Below are 19,544 nucleotides of genomic sequence, written 5' to 3'. Positions count from 1 at the left end.
TCCCGCACGCATGCGAGCACTCGCAGCACACCGCAGCACACCCTTGAGCACGTACAGCACGCACAGGAGGCAGTAGATGGCACAGGCGGCATCGGCACCGGCGGTCGGATTCCTCTACCCCGGCCACTCGGCCGAGGACGACTACCCCAGGCTGGAGCGGATCCTCGCCGAGGCGGGCGCCGAGGTACGGCTGCCGCTCGTGCACACCGACATCGGCGAGGACGCCCACCGGGTGGACGCGCTGCTGGAGATGGGCTCCGCGGCCCGGCTCGCCGCGAAGGTCGAGGAGGTCAAGGGCCAGGACATCCAGGCCGTCGTGTGGGCCTGCACCAGCGCCAGCTTCGTCTTCGGCTGGGACGGCGCCCACGAGCAGGTCCGCGAGCTGGGGGAGACGGCGGGAATCCCCGCCTCCAGCACCTCCTTCGCCTTCGCGCACGCGGTCCGCGACCTGGGCGTCGAGCGCGTCAGCATCGCGGCGACCTACCCGGAGGACGTCGCCGAGCTGTTCACCGGCTTCCTCAAGGCCGCGGGCGCCGAGGTGGTCGCCATGCGCGGCAGCGGCATCATCACCGCCGCCGAGGTCGGCACCTGGGGTGAGGAGGAGGTGCTGGCGCTGGCCCGCGGCGGCGACCACCCGGACGCGCAGGCCGTGCTGCTGCCGGACACCGCCCTGCACACCGCCGCCCACATCCCCGCCCTGGAGGCCGAGCTGGGCAAGCCCGTGCTCACGGCCAACCAGGTCACCGCCAAGGAGGGGCTGCGGCTGCTGGACCGCAAGGTGCACTGCCCGGCGCTGGGCGCGCTCTTCTCCTGACCGGTGCGGCCCCGCCGCGCTCCCGGTCCCCGGCGCCCGACGGCCGCCGGGGACCGGGGACGGCACGGACCGGGCGGCGGCTCCCGGTACCTCCGGTCGTCCCGCGGACCGGCGGACGGTCCGCCGCAACCGGCCGGCGGACGGTCCGCCGTGCCCGGGAAGACAGCGGCCCTCCGGTGCGTTGTACCGGCTCGTGGCCCGCGGACCCCGGCATCGGGGCGCGCGGGCCCGTGCACCGGAACGCAGGAGGAAGGCGAAGCCATCGTGAGCCAGCCAGGCGAGGACGCACAGCACCAGGATCCGACGACCGGTATCCGGGGCGAGGCGCGGGGCGAGGCCCCCGTACCCCTCTCCGTCCTCGACCTGGTCAACGTGGGCGAGGGGTACACAGCGCGGGAGGCGCTGGAGACCTCCGCCCGGATGGCGGCCCTCGCCGACGCCCGCGGCTTCACCCGCTACTGGGTGGCCGAACACCACTCCATGCCGGGCGTCGCCAGTTCCTCGCCCGCGGTCATCCTGGCCCATCTGGCCTCCCGCACCAGCCGCGTCCGGCTGGGCTCGGGCGGCGTGATGCTGCCCAACCACGCCCCGCTGGTGATCGCCGAGCAGTTCGGCACGCTGGAGGCGCTGGCGCCGGGCCGGATCGACCTGGGGCTGGGCCGGGCACCGGGCACCGACGGCGCGACGGCGGCCGCGCTGCGGCGCACCGAGAAGCTGCGCGAGGGCGCGGACGACTTCCCGCAGCAGCTCGCCGAACTGATCCGGTTCCTGGACGACGACTTCCCCGACGGCCACCGCTACGCCCGCATCCACGCCGTGCCCGGACCCGTGCAGACCCGTGGCACCGGGGCGGAGGGCGCCGCGCACCGGCCGCCGGTGTGGCTGCTGGGCTCCTCCGGATTCAGCGCCCAGCTCGCGGGGCAGCTGGGGCTCCCGTTCGCCTTCGCGCACCACTTCTCGGCCGCCAATACGCTCCCGGCCCTGGAGCTCTACCGCGAGACGTTCCGCCCCTCGGCGGTGCTGACCGAGCCGTACGCGCTGATCGGCGCTGCCGCGCTGGCCGCCGAGGACGAGAAGGAGGCCCGCCGCCAGGTGCTGACCGGCGCTCTGTCCATGGTGCGGCTGCGGACCGGGCGGCCCGGACTGATCCCCACCCCGGAAGAGGCCGAGGCGTACCCGTTCAGTCCCGTGGAGCGCGATTTCGTGGACAGCTGGCTGGGCAACGTCACCTACGGCACCCCCGACGCCGTGCGGGCCGGTCTCGACGCGCTGGTCGAGCGGACCGGCGCCGACGAGCTGATGCTCACCGCCAACGCGCACACCCCGGAGGCCCGCGCCCGGTCGCTGGAACTGATAGCCGACGCCTACCGGCTCCCCTGAGCGGCTGCGGCGGTTCCGGAGGGGCCGGCCCCGGTTCCGGGCGGCGCTCTCCCGGAACCGGGCTCCGGAGGACTACGCGCTGCCGGCCTCCGGGGGCGCCCACGCCAGCAGCTCGGCGATCCGGTCGGCCGCCATCGGTTTGGCGTAGTGCCAGCCCTGGCCCGTGTCGCAGCCGATCCGGCGGAGCCGCTCGGCCTGCGCCGGGCCCTCCACGCACTCCGCGGTGACGGTCAGACCCAGCTTGTGCGCGAGCTGGACCAGGGCCGTCACGATCGTCTCGTCCGCGGGGTTCTGGTGCCGTGCCGTGCGGAAGCCGCGGACGAAGGTGCCGTCCAGCTTGAGCGCGCGCACCGGGAGGCGGCTGAGGTAGGCCAGGTTGGAGTAGCCGGTGCCGAAGTCGTCGATGGCGATGCGCACCCCCATCTCCGAGAGCGCCTGGAGCGCCTGGAGGGGCCGCCCGGCCGACCCCATCACCGCCGACTCGGTCAGCTCCAGCTGGAGCAGCCCGGCGGGCAGCCCGGTCTCCTCCAGGATCTCGGCCACGTCCCGCACCAGGTCGGAGTCCCACACCTGGCGCACCGCCACGTTGACGCTCACGTACAGCGGCGGTCCGGCGTGCTCCCGCATCCAGCGCCGGGCCTGCCGGCAGGACTCCTCCAGCACCCAGCGGCCCAGCGGCACGATGGCGCCGTTCTCCTCCGCGAGTCCGATGAACCGGTCCGGGCTGAGCCTTCCGAACTGTGGATGCTGCCAGCGCACCAGCGCCTCGACTCCGCGCAGCCGGTCGTCGGCGAAGCCCACGATCGGCTGGTACTCCAGCACGAACTCGCCCCGCTCCACGGCCCGGCGCAGGGTGGAGGAGAGGGACTGCCGGGTCATCCGGTGGGCATTGCGCTCCGGGTCGAAGAGTGTCCAGCGGGCCTTGCCGTCGGCCTTGGCCCAGTACAGCGTGGTGTCGGCCGCCTGCATCAGCTCGGTGGGCGTGGTGCCGGTCGTCTCCCGTTCGACGACTCCGATGCTGGCCGAGACCGACAGCCGCTGCCCGGCCAGGTCGAACGGCCGCTGGAGGGTGGTCAGGACGGACTGGGCGAGCTGGGTGAGCTGCTCGGTGCCGGTGGAGGACTCGACCAGCAGCGCGAACTCGTCGCCGCCCAGCCGGGCCACCAGATGGCCGCCGCCGTCCTCTCCGCCCGCCTCGGCGCACAGCGTCAGCCGCTGTGCCACCGCGTCCAGCAGGCTGTCGCCGATCCGGTGGCCGAGGGTGTCGTTGACGGCCTTGAAGCCGTCCAGGTCGAGGTAGCACAGCCCGGTCCGGCCCGTCGCCGAGTCGGCCAGCGCTCCGGCCAGCCGCTCGAAGAAGAGAGTGCGGTTGGGCAGCCTGGTGACCGGGTCGTGCATCTGCAGATGCCGCAGCCGCTCCTGGAGGTCGCGGCGCTCGCTGATGTCCGCGATGGACAGCAGCGCCTCGCCGCCGCGCGCGGTGGGGGTCACCGTGATCTCGGCCCAGAGGGTGTGGCCGTCCGCGTGCTTGAGCCTGCGGGTGCAGGACATCCGGTCGGTGCGGCCCTGCAGTGCCTCGTGGTAGGCGCTGCGCACCCGTCCGTCCAGGCCGAGCCCGGCCAGCTCGGCGATGGGCCGTGCGGTCAGCCGGTGCGGCTCGGCGCCCAGCAGGATTCCCAGCGCCCGGTTGGCCGTCAGCACCCGGCCGTTGGGGTCGACGATGGCCATCGGCAGCTGCGCCGCGTGGAAGGCGGCCCGGAAGTCGCTCTCGTTGTGCCCGTGGTGTGCACGCCGCCGCCAGCGCTTGTGGCTACTTTCCGTGATTGTCTGGGGTTGGGTTACGAGGGCTTCGCCGGAGTCTTTGCCCGGTCCTTCGAGGGGTCCGTTCACCGATCGCTCCGCGGGGGGCTCGTCTCGTGCGGATCGGTCGGCCGGCTGCCCGTGGGCCGCCCAGGGGAGGATCCGCGCTGGAAATGTGCCGATCATAGAGGTTGGCGCAAGAGCGGAGCCAGTGTCCCCGCTCGGGCTTCCGGTCGGTCGGGTGGCCGGGAGCCGGGCGTGGGCGCAGGGGTGACCGTTTCTGCATCGGTCCTGAGTGTGCCCTGATCACTATCGACCGCCCATTACGAAGAGTAGTCATACTGCGGTTGACTCGTCCGGTCTATCGAAACAGCGCATCACCGGACATACGGCGCGAATCTGAGGAAGGTCCATCCGTCCTCTTCCGGTGAGGTCTTCGCGTGGCGCGTGCGTCTGTACCCGACGGAGTGGCACCGCGCCGTCCCGGGCGCGGCGCGGACTCCCTGGGGCCCGGTGTCCGGCACCGGGTGGGAGCGGTGCTCATGGCACTGACCGCCTTCATGGGGGTCGGCCTGGTGGCCGGTCCCGTACAGGCCGTCGCGGTGGGCATGCCATGCGCCCTGCCGCGCACCGATGCGCACCACTCGCTGGGTCTGGACACCTGGAACGCCTCCTATCCGCGCCCCGAGGGGACGCTCGACGCCGCCCTTCTCTTTCTCTCTTTCCCCGATGCGACCCCGATGGCCACCCCGCGCGAGCTTGTGAATGACCATTTCCCTGCTACATCAGACTTTTTCAAGCGGGCGAGTTACGGAAAGTTCCGCTTGCGACCGCGTCCGATCGACCGCTGGATCCGGATGCCCCGCCCCGCGGCGGAGTACGACATACAGCGGGACTGGCGCGCTGACCTGCGCAACTCCTACCTCCGCGACGCCGTTGCCGCCGCCGACCCACAGGTGGACTTCGGCCGCTACGACGTCGTCTACCTGATCGCAGACCCGGACGCCCCGGGAGTGGATCCCGATGCGACAAAAGTGGTCAACCTCAATGAGCCGCTGCACGCGGACGGGGTGGAGCTCGACCGCATCGTCACCGTGTTCGAACAGAGCCCACCCGACCGCAACGTGCTGGCCCACGAGACCGGGCACCTCTTCGACCTGCCCGACCTCTACCAGCGCCCCGCCGACGGCAAGGCGGACTGGGACACCAGGGTCGGGGACTGGGACCTGATGGGCAGCCAGTTCGGACTCGCCCCCGAGCCGTTCGGCTGGCACAAGTGGAAGCTCGGCTGGCTGGGCCGGTCCAACGTGGCCTGCATCCCGACCACCGGCGACGCGGCCCGGCAGCAGGCGCACGCGGAGTCGCCCCGGACCCGCTACACGCTGCGGCCCCTGACGGCCCCCGCGCACCGCGCGCGTGCCCGCCACGAGGTGCGGCGCCCGGTCGCGGCCGGGGCCGGGCCGCCGACCGCACCCGAGCCCGCCGCCCCGGCGACGGGCGCGGACGGAGTCCGGCTCCTCGTCCTGCGGACCGGCGCGCACCGGGCCCTGGTCATGGAGATCCGCGAGCGCGCGGGCAACGACGCGGGGGCCTGCTCCGAGGGGCTGCTGATCTACCGGGTGAGCAGCGACACCCCCTCCACACACGGCCCCGTGGAGGTCGTCGACGGCCACCCGGGGACCTCCCGCTGCCGCGAGACCTCCGTGCACAGCCAGCTCGCCGACGCGCCGCTCGGTGTGGGCGAGAGCTGGTCCGACGCCCGGGACGCCCTCCGCGTCGAGGTCACCGGACGCACCCCGGACGGCGACTGGGAACTGCGCGTGGTCAGGGAGTGACGCGCCGCGCGCGGCGCGCGGTCCGGGGTCGGTGAACGGGGAGCGGGCCGCCCGGGGCCGGACGGCGGCGCCACGGGCGCCGGGGGCCGCGGGTCAGTCGCACAGCTCCGCCGACCGGTGTGCCTGGGCGAGCCGGCGCAGCGCGGCCAGCAGCGCGTCGCCCAGGATGTTGCCCAGGACCACCGCCTCGGCCATCGCGTCGGCGTCCGGGCGCTTCCGCACGATCTCCAGATCGGTGGCGGCCACGGCGTCCGCGGCCCGCGCGTAGGTGTCGAGCTGGTCGGCGAAGTCGTCCTGGCCCAGCGTCCGCAGCGCGCCCAGCACCCGCGCCGCGGCGGCCAGGGCCGGAGCGTGCTCCTCGACCTGCCAGCCCTGGCGTTCGACCAGGGCCCGGATCTCGGTGAGGGCCTCGCGCTGTCCCGGCTCCGGGTGGGCAGGCCCCGTCCGGGCGGCCGGGACGGTCTGCCGGGCGGCGCCCAGCACCTTGCGGCTGCCGCTCTGCGGGCTGTCGAGCGCGGCGACGACGTCGCGGGCGGCGGCGACCGAGAGTCCGCCCACCTCCAGCAGGGCGCGGATGAGACGCAGCCTGGTCACGTGCTGCTCGTCGTACCGCGCCTGGTTGCGACCGGTGCGCTCGCCGGGCGCCAGCAGCGACTCCCGTACGTAGTACTTGATCGTCGGTGCGGGCACTCCGCTGAGTCGGCTCAGCTCCGCAATGCGCATCGGTTTCCCTTCTCCGCTCTGCACGGGGACCATGTGCACCTTCTCCCACCCTTGATAGATAGTCCAACTATCGGGAGTGGAGCTGCTCGCTATCCACGGCCACGGTGTCCGGCCCGGATCTGCCGGTGCCGGTCCCGGGCCGACCGCACGCACGTCGAAGGCCCCTCGCTTCCGCGAGGGGCCTTCGACTGTCTGTGCGCCGCCAGGGACTCGAACCCCGGACCCGCTGATTAAGAGTCAGCTGCTCTAACCAACTGAGCTAGCGGCGCCTGCTGACGTCGTAGACCTTAGCACCACGATCCGGTGAAGCGAAAATCGATATTCCGCACGCCCCCCTCCCGACCTGCGGCGCCCGGGGACAGGGCCCGGCGGGGAGGCCCGGGACGGGGCCCGGCCGGCGGGAGAGGCCGCCCGGCCGAGGCACACACCGGTCGCACCGCCGCGCACCCGGCCCCGACGGCTGCCCGCGGCCCCCCGCGAGCCCCCGGCATGCCGCCGGGGACACTCACTGCCGACCGGGCGGGCGGGTGCCCGGCACCCGGTCCCGCAGCAGATCCTGGCCGAACTGGATCATCTTCCGGGCGTACTCCTCGCTCCAGCCGCCCCGGTCCGCGATCGCCTCGTCCGGCAGCTTGTCGAAGCGCTTGGGGTCGGCGAGCTGCGCGGCCGCCGACGCCTGGTACTCCTGCGCCCGGTCGGCGGCCGCACGGAACGCGTGCACCAGCTCCGTCGCCCGGTCCAGCAGCTCCTTGGGGTCGGTGAGCGACTCCAGGCCGAAGAAGTGCTCGTCGTCGGGGGCCGCCTCGGCCGGCTCGAACAGCAGCGGGGCCGGTCGGCGGTGCAGCGGGCCGCCCCCGCTCCCTCCGCCGGACGAGTGCGAGGGGTCCGGAGCCGAGTGCGGCTCAGCCATGTACATACCTCCAAGGTGATGGGCCGCTCTCCATTGTGCGCTCCGCACCCCCGCCCCCGCACGGCCCGCGGAAGCGGCCGCTCCGGGAACGCCGGACCGCGCGGTCACTCCTCCCGTACCCGATGCCGGGCCAGCTGCGCCAGCACCGCCTGGTGGGCCTCCCAGCCGTCCGGAGCGGTCGTCGCGGTGCCGAGCTGTACCGGCTCGGTCGCCGGATGGTCGTCCAGCAGCGTGGCCACACCCGCCCGGCACACCACCACGCACGCGTGCCGGTGCCGCGACGCCAGCACGCACAGCCGCCCCGTCTCCAGATGGAAGTCGGTCGCGTCCGGCCGCCCGGACAGCGGATGCAGCACGACGGTGACGTCGAACTCCCGCCCCTGGAGCCGGTTGGCCGTGTCGACGGTGACCCGCGCCGCGGCGTCACCCCCGGCCCCGCCCGGCGCGGCCAGCGCCGCCCGGACCGCCGCCGCCTGGTCCCGGTGCGCCGTGCCCACCGCGATCCGGTCGGCGGACAGCGGTGACGCCGGCTCGCCGTCGCCGTGTTTCTCGCCGCGGGTGCGGCCCTCCCGCTCCAGCATCCGGTGCACCAGCCGCGCGACCGCCGCGACGGCCTCCGGGTCCGTCCGGGGCGTACGGGCCGCGGGCAGCTCCAGCAGGCCCCAACCGGCCCCGGCGGCCTCGTCCAGCACCGCGTCCAGCGGCGAGCCGTCGGCCGGCTCGGCGAAGGCCAGCCGCCGCTCGCCGGGCCCCGTCCCGCTGCGGAACGGCGTGTAGGGGTAGAACGCGTCCGACACCAGTTCGGCGGCCGAGGCGGGCAGCCGCCAGGAGACCGGCAGCCGGTGCTGCGGCAGCCCGGGGTTGTGCGCCAGCAGCGTGCCGACCGCACCGGCGGAGGGGTCGTGCGCCTGGCCCGCCCACTGCTCGACCCCGACCTGGCTGAACGGATCGAGCTGCCCCGGATCGCCCACGAACAGCGCCCGCTCGAACAGCCCGGCCACCGCCAGCAGCGCGTCCGACCGCATCTGGTACGCCTCGTCGACGATCGCGTACCGCCACGGCTGCTCCGGGGCCACCCAGGCCCACTTCGCCGCGGTGGAGACGACCACCTCCAGCCCCGCCAGATCCGCGGGCTTCGCGGAGGGCCGCACCGCGGGGTGCCGGTCCAGCATCGGGTCGTAGGGCCGGGGCTCACTGCTGTGCAGCCGCCCCACCGGCAGCTCCGGATCGGCTGTGGCCAGCCGGTCCACCAGGTCGTCCACCTGCGCGTTGGTCTGTGCGACGACCATCAGCGGATGCCCGGCCGCGGCCAGCTCGCGCGCGGCCCGCACCACGAGGGTGGACTTGCCCGCGCCGGGCGGCGAATTCACCACCACCCCCCGGTGCGCACCCCCCAGCGTGTCGGCCAGGATCGCCTCGGTGGCCGCGGCGGCGGCCCGGCCCGGGTCGGCCGCGCCCTCCGCGTCCGCGCCTCCCGCCCGCCGCGGGCTCCCAGGCCGCTCCACCAGCGCCGTCACAGCACGTCCTCCGCGGTCACCGGGTCGGGCCGCTCCGCGACCGGGTCACCCGGCGGGCCCCCGTGCGTCCAGGGCGTCTCCTCCGGCTCCGGCAGCCCGGGCCCGCCCCGCGGCGCGTGCTCGAACACCGTCCAGCACATCAGATCACCCTTCTCCGGCACCGTGCCCGGCGCCGGCTCCTTGCCCCGGCCCATCCCGCTGACCAGCCGCAGTACGTACTCCCCGGGCCCCGCCAGCTCCGCCAGCTCGGCCCGCTGCTGAGCGCCGGCGGGCAGCCGGCGGTGCAGCTTGTCCCCGTCGGACAGCAGCGGCGCGTCCTGGGTGTGCACCGTGACCAGCGGACGGGGCGTGGGCCGCTTGCCCTCCGAGTACGCCATCTCGACCTCCAGCACCTCCGCCTGGAACGCCTCGCCCGCCAGCCGCCGCACGGCCATCACCAGCGGGTCGTCCAGCGCCTCCTGCGCGTCCAGCTCCGCCTGCCGCTGCTCGCGCATGGCGAGCTTGCGGGCGGCCGTCACCGCGTCGTCCCGGCGCGGCTGCGGCGGCTCGCCGGCCCGCAGCCGGTCCCGGTGGTGGGTGTAGGACTGCCGGTCGCGGCGCCATCTGTCGGGCAGATGCGCGGCGTCGGGCAGCGTCCGCAGCAGGTCGACGCCCTGCCACATGGCCTCCCAGGTGGGGCGGAGCTGCCCCGCGACCAGGTCGTGCACCTCCTGGGCGGCGCCGGGCACCCCGCGGTCGTGCCGGGCGAGCGCCGGGGCCAGCAGCTCGTTGTCGAACGCCGGGTCGGTCGCGGGCCCGGCGGGCGGCACCAGGAGCTGCCCGCGCCCGTCCCGGCCCAGCTCGGCCCGGAGCGCCGCCTCGGCCCCGCCGAGCCCGTCCGGCGGCGCCAGCCAGGCCAGCAGCGCGCCCAGGTGCTGGTCCTCCAGCTGGCTCTGCCCGGTGGCCCAGTGCCGGGACAGCAGCCCCGTCATCGGCAGCAGCAGCGAGGATCCCGGCACCCGGGCGCGCTCGCCGTAGTGCGTCAGCCAGCGGCCCAGCAGCGGCACCCGGGGCGGCGCCGGATGCTCGGCCTCCGGATCCTCCTCGGCGGTGCGCCGGAACCGCATCGAGCGCCCCAGCAGCCGCATGAAGTCCACGCCGGGGCCGGTGGGCACCAGCATCTGCGGCGCGTCGGCGCACAGCTCCGCCTCGACGGTGACCCGCTTTCCGGTCTCCGGGTCGGCTTCCTTGCGCTCGACCAGCTCCACCTCGTCCTGGCAGGACTCCAGATGCGGCAGCATCGCCTCCGCCAGCCGCCCCAGGAAGGCGAACCGCAGATCGCGGTCGCGCGGCTGCGCCACGGTGAACACCTCGGGCGCCGCCCGCTCGGTGCCCAGCATCACCCCCAGCGGCGCGCCGTTCTCTCCCGCGGTCGTCAACGGGACGAGCACGAGGGGCCGTTCGGCCAGATGCCGGTGGCGTACGGTCGCCACCGGCCGCGCGCGGCCGCTCGCGGCGGCCTCCATCCGCGCCAGCGCGCTCAGCAGCGACATCAGCGCGCCTCCGTCCGCGGTGCGGCGGGCGCGGGTACCCGCCCGCCGGGGTCGGCAGCCGCCGCATCGCCGCCGCACGCCTCGGACGTGCCCGCCGACTGCGCGGCGGACAGCGCCTCGGCCCGCAGCGCCGCCGCTCTGCGCAGCAGCGCCGCCGCCGGATCGGGTGCGGAATCCGCCGGGTCGCCGGAGGCCGCCCCGAGCACCTCCGCCACCGTCTCCAGACCGCCCAGCTCGCCCCGCACCGAGCGGCCCAGCGCGACCACTTCGCCGCCCCGGCGGGCCCGCTCGCGGCAGTGGAACGCCAGCTCGCAGGTGGACAGGCACTCGGGTGCGTACGCGGCGGGCACCGCCTCGACGGCCGCCGCCAGCGCGCCGGGCTCCTGGGCCGGCGCGAAGTGGGCGCCGGCGGGCAGTTCGGCGGCGATCTCCTCCAGCCCGGTCAGCCGCCTCAGCTGGCGCCGGGTGGCGGCGATCTGCTTGCGCAGCGGCAGCAGGCCGCCGGTGGGCAGGTTGGAGAAGTCCTTCGGGCACACCAGCAGCGCCTGTTCACGCACCGGGCGCAGGTCCTCCAGCGCGAGTGCGTAGACCGCCGCCTGCCGGGCCGCGGCGCCCGCCTTCACCGGATCGGCCGCTCCGTCCAGGATCGGGAAGGACTTGATCTCGATGACCGACACCGTGCCGTCCGGGTGGACGGCCAGCGCGTCCGGTTCCAGATAGGCGGTGGAGCCCGCCACCTGGAGCGAGAGCAGCGGGTGGTCCAGCAGCGTCCAGATCCCGTCCTCCGCCGCGGAGAGCGCCTCGCGGGTACGGAAGGCGCGGGAGGCCGGGCCGTCGGCGCCCAGTTCCGGCACGGTGATCTCGGCCGGATCCGGTCGGTCCGCACCGGTGTGGCTGCACAACAGTTCGAGCAGAACCTGGCCGCCGTCCGCCTTCACCCGCGCCTCGAACACGTTGCCCCGGATCAGCGCGAACTGCGACTGCCCGAACGGCGCGGGCGCGCCGAGGGCCTGGGCCACCGCACTCTTGTCCACACCCGCGCCGTCCAGCAGTGCACGGCGCCGGCAGCCGGGGTTGGCGGCGAGCGCGGACAGTGCCCGCGCGTCCAGCGGGCGCTGCGGCACGTCGGGCCCGCCGCGCAGCTCGGCGAGCCGCTGCGGCGTGGCCTGCCGGCCCGTCGGTTCGGCGCCCTGCGGCGGGGTCTGCTTCGGTGGCGAGGAGCGAGTCATCGGCGTGGCCTCGGGGGAGGGTGCGGTACCCGGCGAAGTCTCGCATCCTGCGCTGACAACATGCCCCCGCCCGGTCGTTTCCGCGCGGGCTGAGTGAAGATGGAGGGGTGGTTTCCGGACAGACCGGAGCACCGAGAAGCACGTCCGAGAGGTCTCTATGGCAGCGCGCATCCTCCTCGTCCGGCACGGTCAGACCGCATGGTCGGTGACCGGGCAGCACACCGGCCGCACGGACGTACCGCTGCTGGACGAGGGGCGCCGGATGGCGAAGCTGCTGGGCGAGCGGCTGCACCGGGCGCCCTGGAACGGGCTGCCCGGCGCCGAGGTGCGCACCAGCCCGCTGGTCCGCGCCAGTGAGACCTGCGAGCTGGCGGGCTTCCCGCAGGCGCAGCCGTGGGACGCGCTGATGGAGTGGGACTACGGCGACTACGAGGGGCTCACCCCGCCGCAGATCCGGGAGCGTGCCGGGGACGACTGGTTCATCTGGCGGGACGGCGTGACCGGCGGCGAGACGCTGGCCGAGGTCGCAGCGCGCGCCGACGAGGTGGTGCGCTGGGCACGCTCGGCCGACCGCGACGTGCTGGTCTTCGCGCACGGCCACATCCTGCGCGTGCTGGGGGCCCGTTGGCTGGGCTACGACCCGTCGTTCGCGGCCCGCCTCAAGCTGGACCCCGCCTCGCTCTCGATCCTCGGCTGGGCCTACGGCGATCCCGCCGTCGAGCGCTGGAACGACACCGGGCACCTGGACTGACCGGCCCGCTGCCGGGCCGACCGGCGCGCCGCGCCCGCCGTCCCCTCGGCTCCCGCGCCCGCCCCGAGCGCGCCGGGCGTGCTGCGGGCGGGGGAGCGGCGGTGCGCCGCGGCCGGCGCGCGGTGGTGGCTGCCTGCGGTTCCGGGTGGTTCCAGGCGGCGCGGGCCACCGGCGGCGCCGCGCACCGCTCGGGTGCGGGCCGTCAGACCGTCGCCGCCCGGCGGTCGAGGAAGGCGGCCACCGCGGGCTCCCCGCGGAAGGCGGTGAGCCGTTCGGCCGCCGCCTCCAGCATGGCGCTGATCCGGGTGGACTGGACGCGACCGAGGAAGTCCAGCACCTGGGATCCGGCGGCCGCCGCCTCCTCGGCCTGGCCCAGCGCGGCCAGATCGCCCGCGAGTTCGGCGGTGAACAGTGCGCGGTTGCGCGTGAAGTGCGGGTCCTGGAGCTGTACGGCCCGGGCGGCGTGCTCCGCGGCGCGGTCCCACATGCCCAGCGCCGACCAGCACTGCGCCTCCAGTCCCTCCAACTCCGCCTCTCCGAAGAAGGTCATCCATTCGGGGTCGTTCTCGCAGGTGCCTTTGGCGAACAGCCGGCGGGCCCGGGCCAGTGCCTGTTGGCAGCCCGCACGGTCGCCCAGGCCGGACCAGCCCCCGGCCTCGCGCAGCGCGAGCAGCGACAGCAGGTGGTGCGAGCCGAGGCTCTCGGCGGCCTGCCGGCCGGCCTGTGCCGCCCGTACGGCTTCCCGGGGGCGGCACGCGTCCCGGGCGAGGAAGGCGGTGTTGCAGAATGCGTGCGCCTCCAGCGCCGGATCCTGGGCGACCCGTGCGGTGGCCAGCGCCTCCCCGTAGTGCGAGCGGGCGTCGCCGTAGCGGCCGGAGTCGTGGGCCAGCCAGCCCACGGAGATGGCCAGTTCGCCCGCCCCGGCGTGCAGCCTGTCGGTGATCGACTGGCGGTGGGTGCCCGCGTCCAGCATGCCGTACGCGGCCTGTAGCGAGCCGATCGCCCGGCGGTAGAGCCGGGTGCCGCCGTGCCGGTCGTCGAGCAGCCGGATCCGGCGCACGGCGTCCTCGACGGCACCGGCCTCGGCGTCCCCCACGTGCGCGTGCGCGGGGCTCGCCGGGGGCGTGGGGTGGGCGGCTCGGGCGCTGGGCGCGGTACCGCTCAGGGAGGTGGCGGCAACGGCGGCTGGACCGCCGGTCATGAAAGCGCGACGTAGCACGTCGCTCTCCTCGTCGTACTCGGGACAGTTGAGGAATGCGGTGAAACCAGGGCTGTCGGAACGGATGGTGAGTGGGGGGTGTGGCGAGTGGGTGGAATCGTTGCGGCGCGTGGTGGATTGCAGGGGCGCACGCTCACTCGTGTGCGCCCTGTGAGTGCGCGCTGCGCGACCGCGCACCGCCTCGCGGGGTGCGAAGCCCATGTCCGTCAGCGAACAGCCCGGAAACATGTGCAGGAACACCCGCTCGTAGGCGTAGTTGGGGCATCTGATCTCCCCGGACTCCACGCGCCCGATGTAGCGCGCGTCGCAGGAGACCTGTTCGCCGATCTCGCGGGCCGAGCGGCGTACGGCCGCCGCGAACTCCCCCGGGGAGAGATGCCCCCTCAGCGCCCGGAAAGCGGTGTTGGGGCGATGCTGCGGTGCTGGTGACGTTGAGGGTGGCGACGCCATGGCTGAAACGTACCGGCTGTGACGGTGCGGGCACCCAGTGTTTGGCTACAAACGGGATATCTCACCCTGCTTCTGCCATGAAGTGCCATCCAATGCGCTGGTTCGCCGCCGTAGCCGTTGACAAGGACAGCCGTTGAACGTGGCACAACGACCGCGAGGAGGCGTCTGAGTTGTTGGACACTGGCGTAGGCAGTGACGCGCGGGCGGCCCGGTGCGTTCCCGGCCCCTGCGACCTGGTGACCGTGCCCGCCCGGCACGGGCTCGAGGCCGTGGACATCCTCAGGCTCCGCGACGGCGTCGGTCCGGTCTTGCACGACCGCGCCGGGGACACCCTCGGCTTCCTCGTCCCGCCCGGCACCGCGGACTGCTGGGACCTGCCGGGCAGCGCCTGCACCCAGACCGCCGTGCCGACGGCCGAGGGGTACGGGTCCGGGGCGCGCGGCGCGTCGGTCGAGCCCCCGGTGGCCGGCACCGGCTGGCTGGTGCCCCCGGAAGGCGCCTACGCGCACGCCACCGAGCCCGCCGAACTCCGCGCCGCCCTCGGCGAGGCGGCCCGCACCATCGCCGCCGCCGGGCGCGGGTAGCGGCGCGTCGAAGGGCTGCCGGCGCCCCGCCCCGGAACGCTCGGCAGCCCACTGTGCTCCGCGGGATCAGCGCCCGTAGGCGCCGCCGCGCAGGGCCCGGGTGCCGGCCGGGCAGACCAGTGTCACGCGCTTGCTGCCCGACAGGACGGGTGTGGCGTAGCGGACCCGGTTCGAGCAGTCGACGAAGACCCGGTACGCCGACCCGGAGCAGGAGATCGCGAAGACCCGCCCGGAGAGGTAGGGGCTCCAGCAGCGCAGGGAGGCCCGCGCCGGAGGCAGGGCCTGTCCGAACCGGCCGGCCGGTGACGCCTTGCCGGTCCGGGTCCCGCCGGTCTTGAGATCCTTGCTCGCGTAGTCCGCGTTCGCCGCCACCCCGGGTGCCGGAGCACTGGCCGCAGGAGCGCCGGGTGCCGCGGCCGCCGCGGCGGGGGCCACCGCGCCGCCGATTCCGAGCGCGAGTACCGCGCTCATGCCCAGCGAAGCCAGGAAATTCCGAACTTTCATTCCTTTCCTCTTTTCTCAGTCGCACGGCCGACAGAGCCGATCGCTCGATTTCGAAGCGACAAAAGAGAGAATCAAGGACAGTCAAAGGCGAAAGCAAGAATTCCGCACTTTTCGTATTGTAGTTATCCGACCGGAGTCGGGCCGCCGCACCCTACGGGACGAGGGGCAACGATCCCGGACAGGCGCGCGGCACCATCGGGAAAACGCTCGTGTGGGTTACCCGGGAGGAGTGTCGGACAATGGCCGCATGGCACGGGGTACGGCACGGCGGCGCGCCGACGAGCGCGGCAGGGCGAGCGGCAAGGGGCGTGCCGGACAGCGCTCCGAACCGCGGGGCAGGGAGCGGGGCGGCGACATCGTCCGCGCGCGGGTGGACGGCGGCGCGGCGGCGCTGGTACCCGACCCCGACCGGCCGCACGCCTGGTCCCTGCTGCTGGACGGGGCCCCGCAGTCGTACGTCGACCTCGACGACCCCACCCACCTCGGCTTCGAGTACCAGCGGAGGCTCGGGCACGTGGTGGACCTCCTCGCGCCGCCCGGCCGCCCGGTCCAGGTCCTGCACCTGGGAGGCGGAGCGCTCACGCTGGCGCGGTACGTCGCCGCCACCCGGCCGCGCTCCACCCAGCAGGCGGTGGAGGCGGACGAGGCGCTGACCCGGCTGGTGCGCGAGCACCTCCCGCTGGAGCAGGGCCGACGCGTCAGGGTGCGGAGCGGCGACGCGCGCGCCGCCCTGCGGAAGCTGCCCGAGGCGTGGGCGGATCTCGTCATCGCCGACGTCTTCGGCGGCGCCCGCACCCCCGCGCACCTCACCAGCGTGGAATTCCTGCACGAGGTGCGGCGGGTGCTGCGTCCCGCCGGGTGGTACGCGGCGAACATCGTGGACGGTGCGCCGCTGCGCCATCTGCGGGCCCAGATCGCCACGGCGGCCGCGGTCTTCCCGCAGCGCTGCCTGCTCGCCGACCCCGCGGTGCTGCGTGGCCGCAGGTTCGGCAACGGGGTGTTGCTGGCCGCCGCGGACGAGCTGCCCGTCGCCGAGCTGACCCGGCGCACGGCGGGTGACCCGCACCCCGGCCGGGTGGAGTCCGGGCGCTCCCTGGACGCGTTCACGGCCGGCGCCGCGGTGGTGACGGACGCGACGGCCACGGCGTCCCCGCCACCGCCGGAGGGCACTTTCGAATAGCCGGAAGCCGGAAGCCGGAAGCCGGAAGCCGGAAGCCGGAAGCCGTAAGCCGGAAGCCGGAAGCCGGAAGCCGGAAGACGCGGACTCCCCGAAGGTGACCCCTCGGACGCACCCGAAAAGCGAAATTCCGAATTCCGGTATTCCCGGCCCCGGGGCGGCCCGCGGGATTCGCCGCTCCCGCGGGTGGTCAGCCGGCGAAGGTCTCCACGCGGGGCGCCGCGTCGTCCCAGCGGCAGAAGACCGAGGAGGACGAGGCGCCGTCGGTGAACGTCACCCGGATGTAGCCGGGCGCGTGCCAGACCTTCATCTGCCAGCCGGGATCCGGCGTCGCTGACACCAGCGTCCCGGTGCCGCCGCTGAGGTCGAAGACGGCTCTGCCGCCGCGTACGGTCACGCCTCTGACCTGGCCGGTGGGGCGTCCGCTCGGGCTGCGCCGGTCCTCGTCCGGGCGGGAGGGGGCGGGGGTGCTCGGCTTCTTCGGGGTGGGGGACTCGGAGGGTGTGGGCGACGCGGACGAGGGGCGCGGTTCGGGCCGGTGGGTGGAGGAGGCCCGGGGCGAGGCGCGGTCGGCGGGCCCGTCGGAGACGGGCAGCGCCCCGGGACTGTCGTAGGCGCTGTCGCCCAGCACCGCGTGGACACCGAACCAGGAGAGCGCGGTGGCGGCGCCGGTGGTCAGGAGCCAGGCCCCGACGGGCAGCCAGCGCGGTCCGGTACGTCGACTCAGGCGCTGCATCCCCGTCAGGGTAGAGCCAGTCGGAATGTCGTACGGTTCCGCCCATGGCAAGTGTGCTCGTGGTCGAGGACGACCAGTTCGTGCGCTCCGCCCTCATCCGGCACCTCACCGAGGCCGCGCACGCGGTCCGCAGCGTGGGGACGGCGCTGGAGGCCCTGCGCGAGGTGGCGCAGGTCGGTTTCGACGTGGTCGTCCTCGATCTCGGACTGCCGGATCTGGACGGCGCGGAGGCCCTGAAGATGCTGCGCGGCATCACGGACGTGCCCGTGATCATCGCCACCGCGCGGGACGACGAGGCCGAGATCGTCCGGCTGCTGCACGCGGGCGCGGACGACTACTTGGTCAAGCCGTTCTCGGTGGCCCACCTCTCGGCCCGGATGGCGGCCGTGCTGCGCCGCACCCGCGCCGGGGAGTTCGGCGGCAGCGGGGAGAGCGCCGGGGACGGCGTGCTGCGGGTGGGCGGGCTCGTGGTCGATCCGCTGCGCAGGATGGCCCAGTTGGACGGTGCTGTACTCGCCCTCACCCGCCGGGAGTTCGACCTGCTCGCGTTCCTGGCCGGGCGGCCCGGAGTCGTCGTCCCGCGCAAGGAGCTGCTGGCCGAGGTGTGGCAGCAGTCCTACGGGGACGACCAGACGATCGACGTGCATCTCTCCTGGCTGCGGCGGAAGTTGGGGGAGACGGCCGCCCGGCCGCGCTATCTGCACACACTGCGCGGTGTCGGCGTCAAGCTGGAACCGCCGCAGGGCGGGGACGGACCCGGGTGAGCGGCGGGCCCGCGTGAGATGGGCGTTGGTGAAGGTCTGCCTCGCCGTGACGGTGATGGTGGTGGTGGCCTTCGCGGTGCCGCTGGCGCTGGTGGTCGAGGAGACCGCCCGCGACCGGGCCTTCGCGGGCGCCGAGCGGCAGGCGTCGGCGGTCGGTCCGGTGCTGGCCCTCACCCGCGACCGCCGTGCGCTCCAGCGCGCCGTCGCCATCACCCAGGCGGGTGGCGAGGGCCGGATCGCGGTGCACGTACCGGCCGGGACCGCCGGGTCCGACGCCGCGGGCGGCACCTCCTCGGCCGGCCGGGAGGAACTGCGCGTCGGGCGAAGCCGTGCGCCGCGGGACCGGCTGGCCGCCGCGCGGCGGCTCGGCCGCGCCTCCACCGTCGAGGTCGAGGGCGGGTACGCGCTGCTGCGCCCCATCGCGGTGGCGGGCGGGGAGGTCGCGGTCGTCGAGGTGTTCGTCCCCGATGACGAGGTCACCCGGGGCGTGGCCACCTCCTGGATGATGCTCGCCGGGGTCGGCATCGCCCTGGTGCTCGGTTCGGTCGTGGTCGCCGACCGGCTCGGCACCCGGATGGTGCGGCCCGCCGAGCGGCTCGCCGGAGCCGCGCACGACCTGGGTGAAGGCGCTCTGGACGTGCGGGTGCCCGAGGAGGGGCCGACCGAACTGCGTTCGGCCGCAGCGGCCTTCAACTCCATGGCCGACCAGGTCGTCCAGCTGCTCGCCAACGAGCGCGAGTTGGCCGCCGACCTCTCCCACCGGCTGCGCACTCCGCTGACCGTGCTGCGGCTCAACGCCGCCTCGCTCGGCGAGGGCGACACCGCCGACCAGACGCGGGCCGCCGTCGCGCAGTTGGAGGCGGAGGTCGACCGGATCATCGGGGCGGCCCGCGAGCAGCGCGCCCAGTCGCCGGGCACGCCGCACGCGGTCGCCTCGGACGCGGCCGAGGTGATCCGCGAGCGGATGGCCTTCTGGTCTGCGCTGGCCGAGGACGAGGGGCGCGAGGCACGCGTCGCGGGGGCCGAGCGCCCGGTGCGGGTGCCGGTGGCCCGCGCCGAACTCGCCGCGGCCGTGGACGCGCTGCTGGGCAACGTCTTCCGGCACACCGCGGAGGGGACCGCCTTCTCCGTCGATCTGCACAGCGGCGGCCCCGGCAGCGAGGCCGTCATCGTGCTGGTCTCCGACGCCGGTCCCGGCATCCCCGACCCGGAGGCGGCGCTGCGCCGCGGCCACGGCGACGGCGGCCCGGGCTCGACGGGGCTCGGACTGGACATCGTGCGCCGTGTCGCGGAGTCCACCGGCGGCGACGTACGGCTGGGCCGCTCGGTGCTCGGCGGCACCGAGGTGCGGATGTGGCTCGCGTTGCGCGAGGGCGCCGGCCCGCGGTCCCGGGCGAGCCGCCGGGTGCGCCGTCGGCTCCGGCGCCCGGCCTACCGCTGAGCCGGGCGTGCGCCGGAGCCGCCGCCCGCGGGTGCCGCGCGCGCGGACGCGTACGCGGAGGCCGAACCACGCGTGCGCGAGGCGCGCCGCGCGCCCGGTTGCGGTGCGCGGGTGGTGGAGTGCCCGGCTCCTGTGCGCCGCCGAGGCGGAGCGCGCGGACGGGGGGAGGGTGGAGGCC

17 protein-coding genes and 1 tRNA gene are annotated in these 19,544 nt (G+C 74.9%); 8 read left to right on the top strand and 10 right to left on the bottom strand.

Annotated elements, in window-relative coordinates:
• Positions 1–76 precede the first annotated feature (76 nt).
• The gene (locus ACFYMO_RS10075) at positions 77–814 is read left to right on the top strand and encodes a decarboxylase (protein ID WP_366769745.1); all 738 of its coding nucleotides are present in this window, start codon (positions 77–79) and stop codon (positions 812–814) included.
• Between the two features lie 264 nt (positions 815–1,078).
• The gene (locus tag ACFYMO_RS10070; RefSeq protein ID WP_366769746.1) at positions 1,079–2,194 is read left to right on the top strand and encodes an LLM class flavin-dependent oxidoreductase; all 1,116 of its coding nucleotides are present in this window, start codon (positions 1,079–1,081) and stop codon (positions 2,192–2,194) included.
• Positions 2,195–2,266: 72 nt separating this feature from the next.
• Here ACFYMO_RS10070 and ACFYMO_RS10065 read toward each other — a convergent pair whose 3' ends face one another.
• Entirely contained in the window at positions 2,267–4,084 is a 1,818-nt protein-coding gene (locus tag ACFYMO_RS10065; protein WP_388545481.1) for a putative bifunctional diguanylate cyclase/phosphodiesterase, read from the bottom strand.
• Positions 4,085–4,536: 452 nt separating this feature from the next.
• On the opposite strand from ACFYMO_RS10065, the gene ACFYMO_RS10060 reads away from it, so the two are divergent.
• The gene (locus ACFYMO_RS10060; RefSeq protein WP_366769747.1) at positions 4,537–5,829 is read left to right on the top strand and encodes a M6 family metalloprotease domain-containing protein; all 1,293 of its coding nucleotides are present in this window, start codon (positions 4,537–4,539) and stop codon (positions 5,827–5,829) included.
• Positions 5,830–5,922: 93 nt separating this feature from the next.
• Here the strand turns inward: ACFYMO_RS10060 and ACFYMO_RS10055 are convergent, their stop codons facing one another.
• From ACFYMO_RS10055 to ACFYMO_RS10030, 6 genes are all read right to left on the bottom strand, one after another.
• Positions 5,923–6,552 carry a MerR family transcriptional regulator gene (locus ACFYMO_RS10055; RefSeq protein ID WP_366769748.1) on the bottom strand — a complete coding sequence of 210 codons (630 nt, stop codon included), beginning with the start codon at positions 6,550–6,552 and terminating at the stop codon, positions 5,923–5,925.
• A gap of 195 nt (positions 6,553–6,747) precedes the next feature.
• Positions 6,748–6,821: transfer RNA gene (locus ACFYMO_RS10050), tRNA-Lys, on the bottom strand.
• Positions 6,822–7,057: 236 nt separating this feature from the next.
• Complete coding sequence (locus tag ACFYMO_RS10045) at positions 7,058–7,462, bottom strand: hypothetical protein (RefSeq protein ID WP_026004698.1); 405 nt, start codon at positions 7,460–7,462, stop codon at positions 7,058–7,060.
• 104 nt (positions 7,463–7,566) lie between these two features.
• Positions 7,567–8,970, bottom strand: coding sequence for an AAA domain-containing protein (locus tag ACFYMO_RS10040; RefSeq protein ID WP_366769897.1), 1,404 nt, complete (start codon positions 8,968–8,970; stop codon positions 7,567–7,569).
• Positions 8,971–8,975: 5 nt separating this feature from the next.
• A complete protein-coding gene (locus ACFYMO_RS10035) occupies positions 8,976–10,511 on the bottom strand; it encodes a hypothetical protein (protein WP_366769749.1) in 1,536 nt (511 codons plus the stop codon).
• Complete coding sequence (locus ACFYMO_RS10030; protein WP_366769750.1) at positions 10,511–11,740, bottom strand: hypothetical protein; 1,230 nt, start codon at positions 11,738–11,740, stop codon at positions 10,511–10,513. The genes ACFYMO_RS10035 and ACFYMO_RS10030 overlap by 1 nt, the downstream gene beginning before the upstream one ends.
• A 157-nt stretch (positions 11,741–11,897) precedes the next feature.
• Between ACFYMO_RS10030 and ACFYMO_RS10025 the strand changes: the two genes are divergently transcribed.
• Positions 11,898–12,491: a histidine phosphatase family protein gene (locus ACFYMO_RS10025; protein ID WP_366769751.1), complete on the top strand. Its 594-nt coding sequence runs from the start codon at positions 11,898–11,900 to the stop codon at positions 12,489–12,491.
• A gap of 202 nt (positions 12,492–12,693) precedes the next feature.
• Here the strand turns inward: ACFYMO_RS10025 and ACFYMO_RS10020 are convergent, their stop codons facing one another.
• On the bottom strand, positions 12,694–14,160 hold the full coding sequence (locus ACFYMO_RS10020; RefSeq protein ID WP_366769752.1) for a tetratricopeptide repeat protein: 1,467 nt from the start codon (positions 14,158–14,160) through the stop codon (positions 12,694–12,696).
• 170 nt (positions 14,161–14,330) lie between these two features.
• Between ACFYMO_RS10020 and ACFYMO_RS10015 the strand changes: the two genes are divergently transcribed.
• Entirely contained in the window at positions 14,331–14,744 is a 414-nt protein-coding gene (locus ACFYMO_RS10015; protein ID WP_388545475.1) for a hypothetical protein, read from the top strand.
• A 66-nt stretch (positions 14,745–14,810) separates the two neighbouring features.
• Here the strand turns inward: ACFYMO_RS10015 and ACFYMO_RS10010 are convergent, their stop codons facing one another.
• The gene (locus tag ACFYMO_RS10010) at positions 14,811–15,248 is read right to left on the bottom strand and encodes a hypothetical protein (RefSeq protein WP_388545472.1); all 438 of its coding nucleotides are present in this window, start codon (positions 15,246–15,248) and stop codon (positions 14,811–14,813) included.
• Between the two features lie 247 nt (positions 15,249–15,495).
• Here ACFYMO_RS10010 and ACFYMO_RS10005 point away from each other — a divergent pair, with 247 nt between their 5' ends.
• Entirely contained in the window at positions 15,496–16,428 is a 933-nt protein-coding gene (locus ACFYMO_RS10005; RefSeq protein WP_388545469.1) for a spermidine synthase, read from the top strand.
• Between the two features lie 187 nt (positions 16,429–16,615).
• Here the strand turns inward: ACFYMO_RS10005 and ACFYMO_RS10000 are convergent, their stop codons facing one another.
• A complete protein-coding gene (locus ACFYMO_RS10000) occupies positions 16,616–17,161 on the bottom strand; it encodes a hypothetical protein (protein ID WP_366769756.1) in 546 nt (181 codons plus the stop codon).
• A gap of 44 nt (positions 17,162–17,205) precedes the next feature.
• Here ACFYMO_RS10000 and ACFYMO_RS09995 point away from each other — a divergent pair, with 44 nt between their 5' ends.
• Both ACFYMO_RS09995 and ACFYMO_RS09990 read left to right on the top strand, forming a co-directional pair.
• Positions 17,206–17,925, top strand: coding sequence for a response regulator transcription factor (locus ACFYMO_RS09995; RefSeq protein ID WP_360299613.1), 720 nt, complete (start codon positions 17,206–17,208; stop codon positions 17,923–17,925).
• 13 nt (positions 17,926–17,938) lie between these two features.
• Complete coding sequence (locus ACFYMO_RS09990) at positions 17,939–19,366, top strand: HAMP domain-containing sensor histidine kinase (RefSeq protein WP_366769757.1); 1,428 nt, start codon at positions 17,939–17,941, stop codon at positions 19,364–19,366.
• The last annotated feature ends 178 nt before the right edge of the window (positions 19,367–19,544 follow it).

It is taken from the genome of Streptomyces sp. NPDC007025, from assembly GCF_042869455.1.
Lineage (GTDB): Bacteria > Actinomycetota > Actinomycetes > Streptomycetales > Streptomycetaceae > Streptomyces.
Note: the sequence above shows the minus strand (reverse complement) of the source record. Positions and strands in the feature narration are given on the sequence as shown.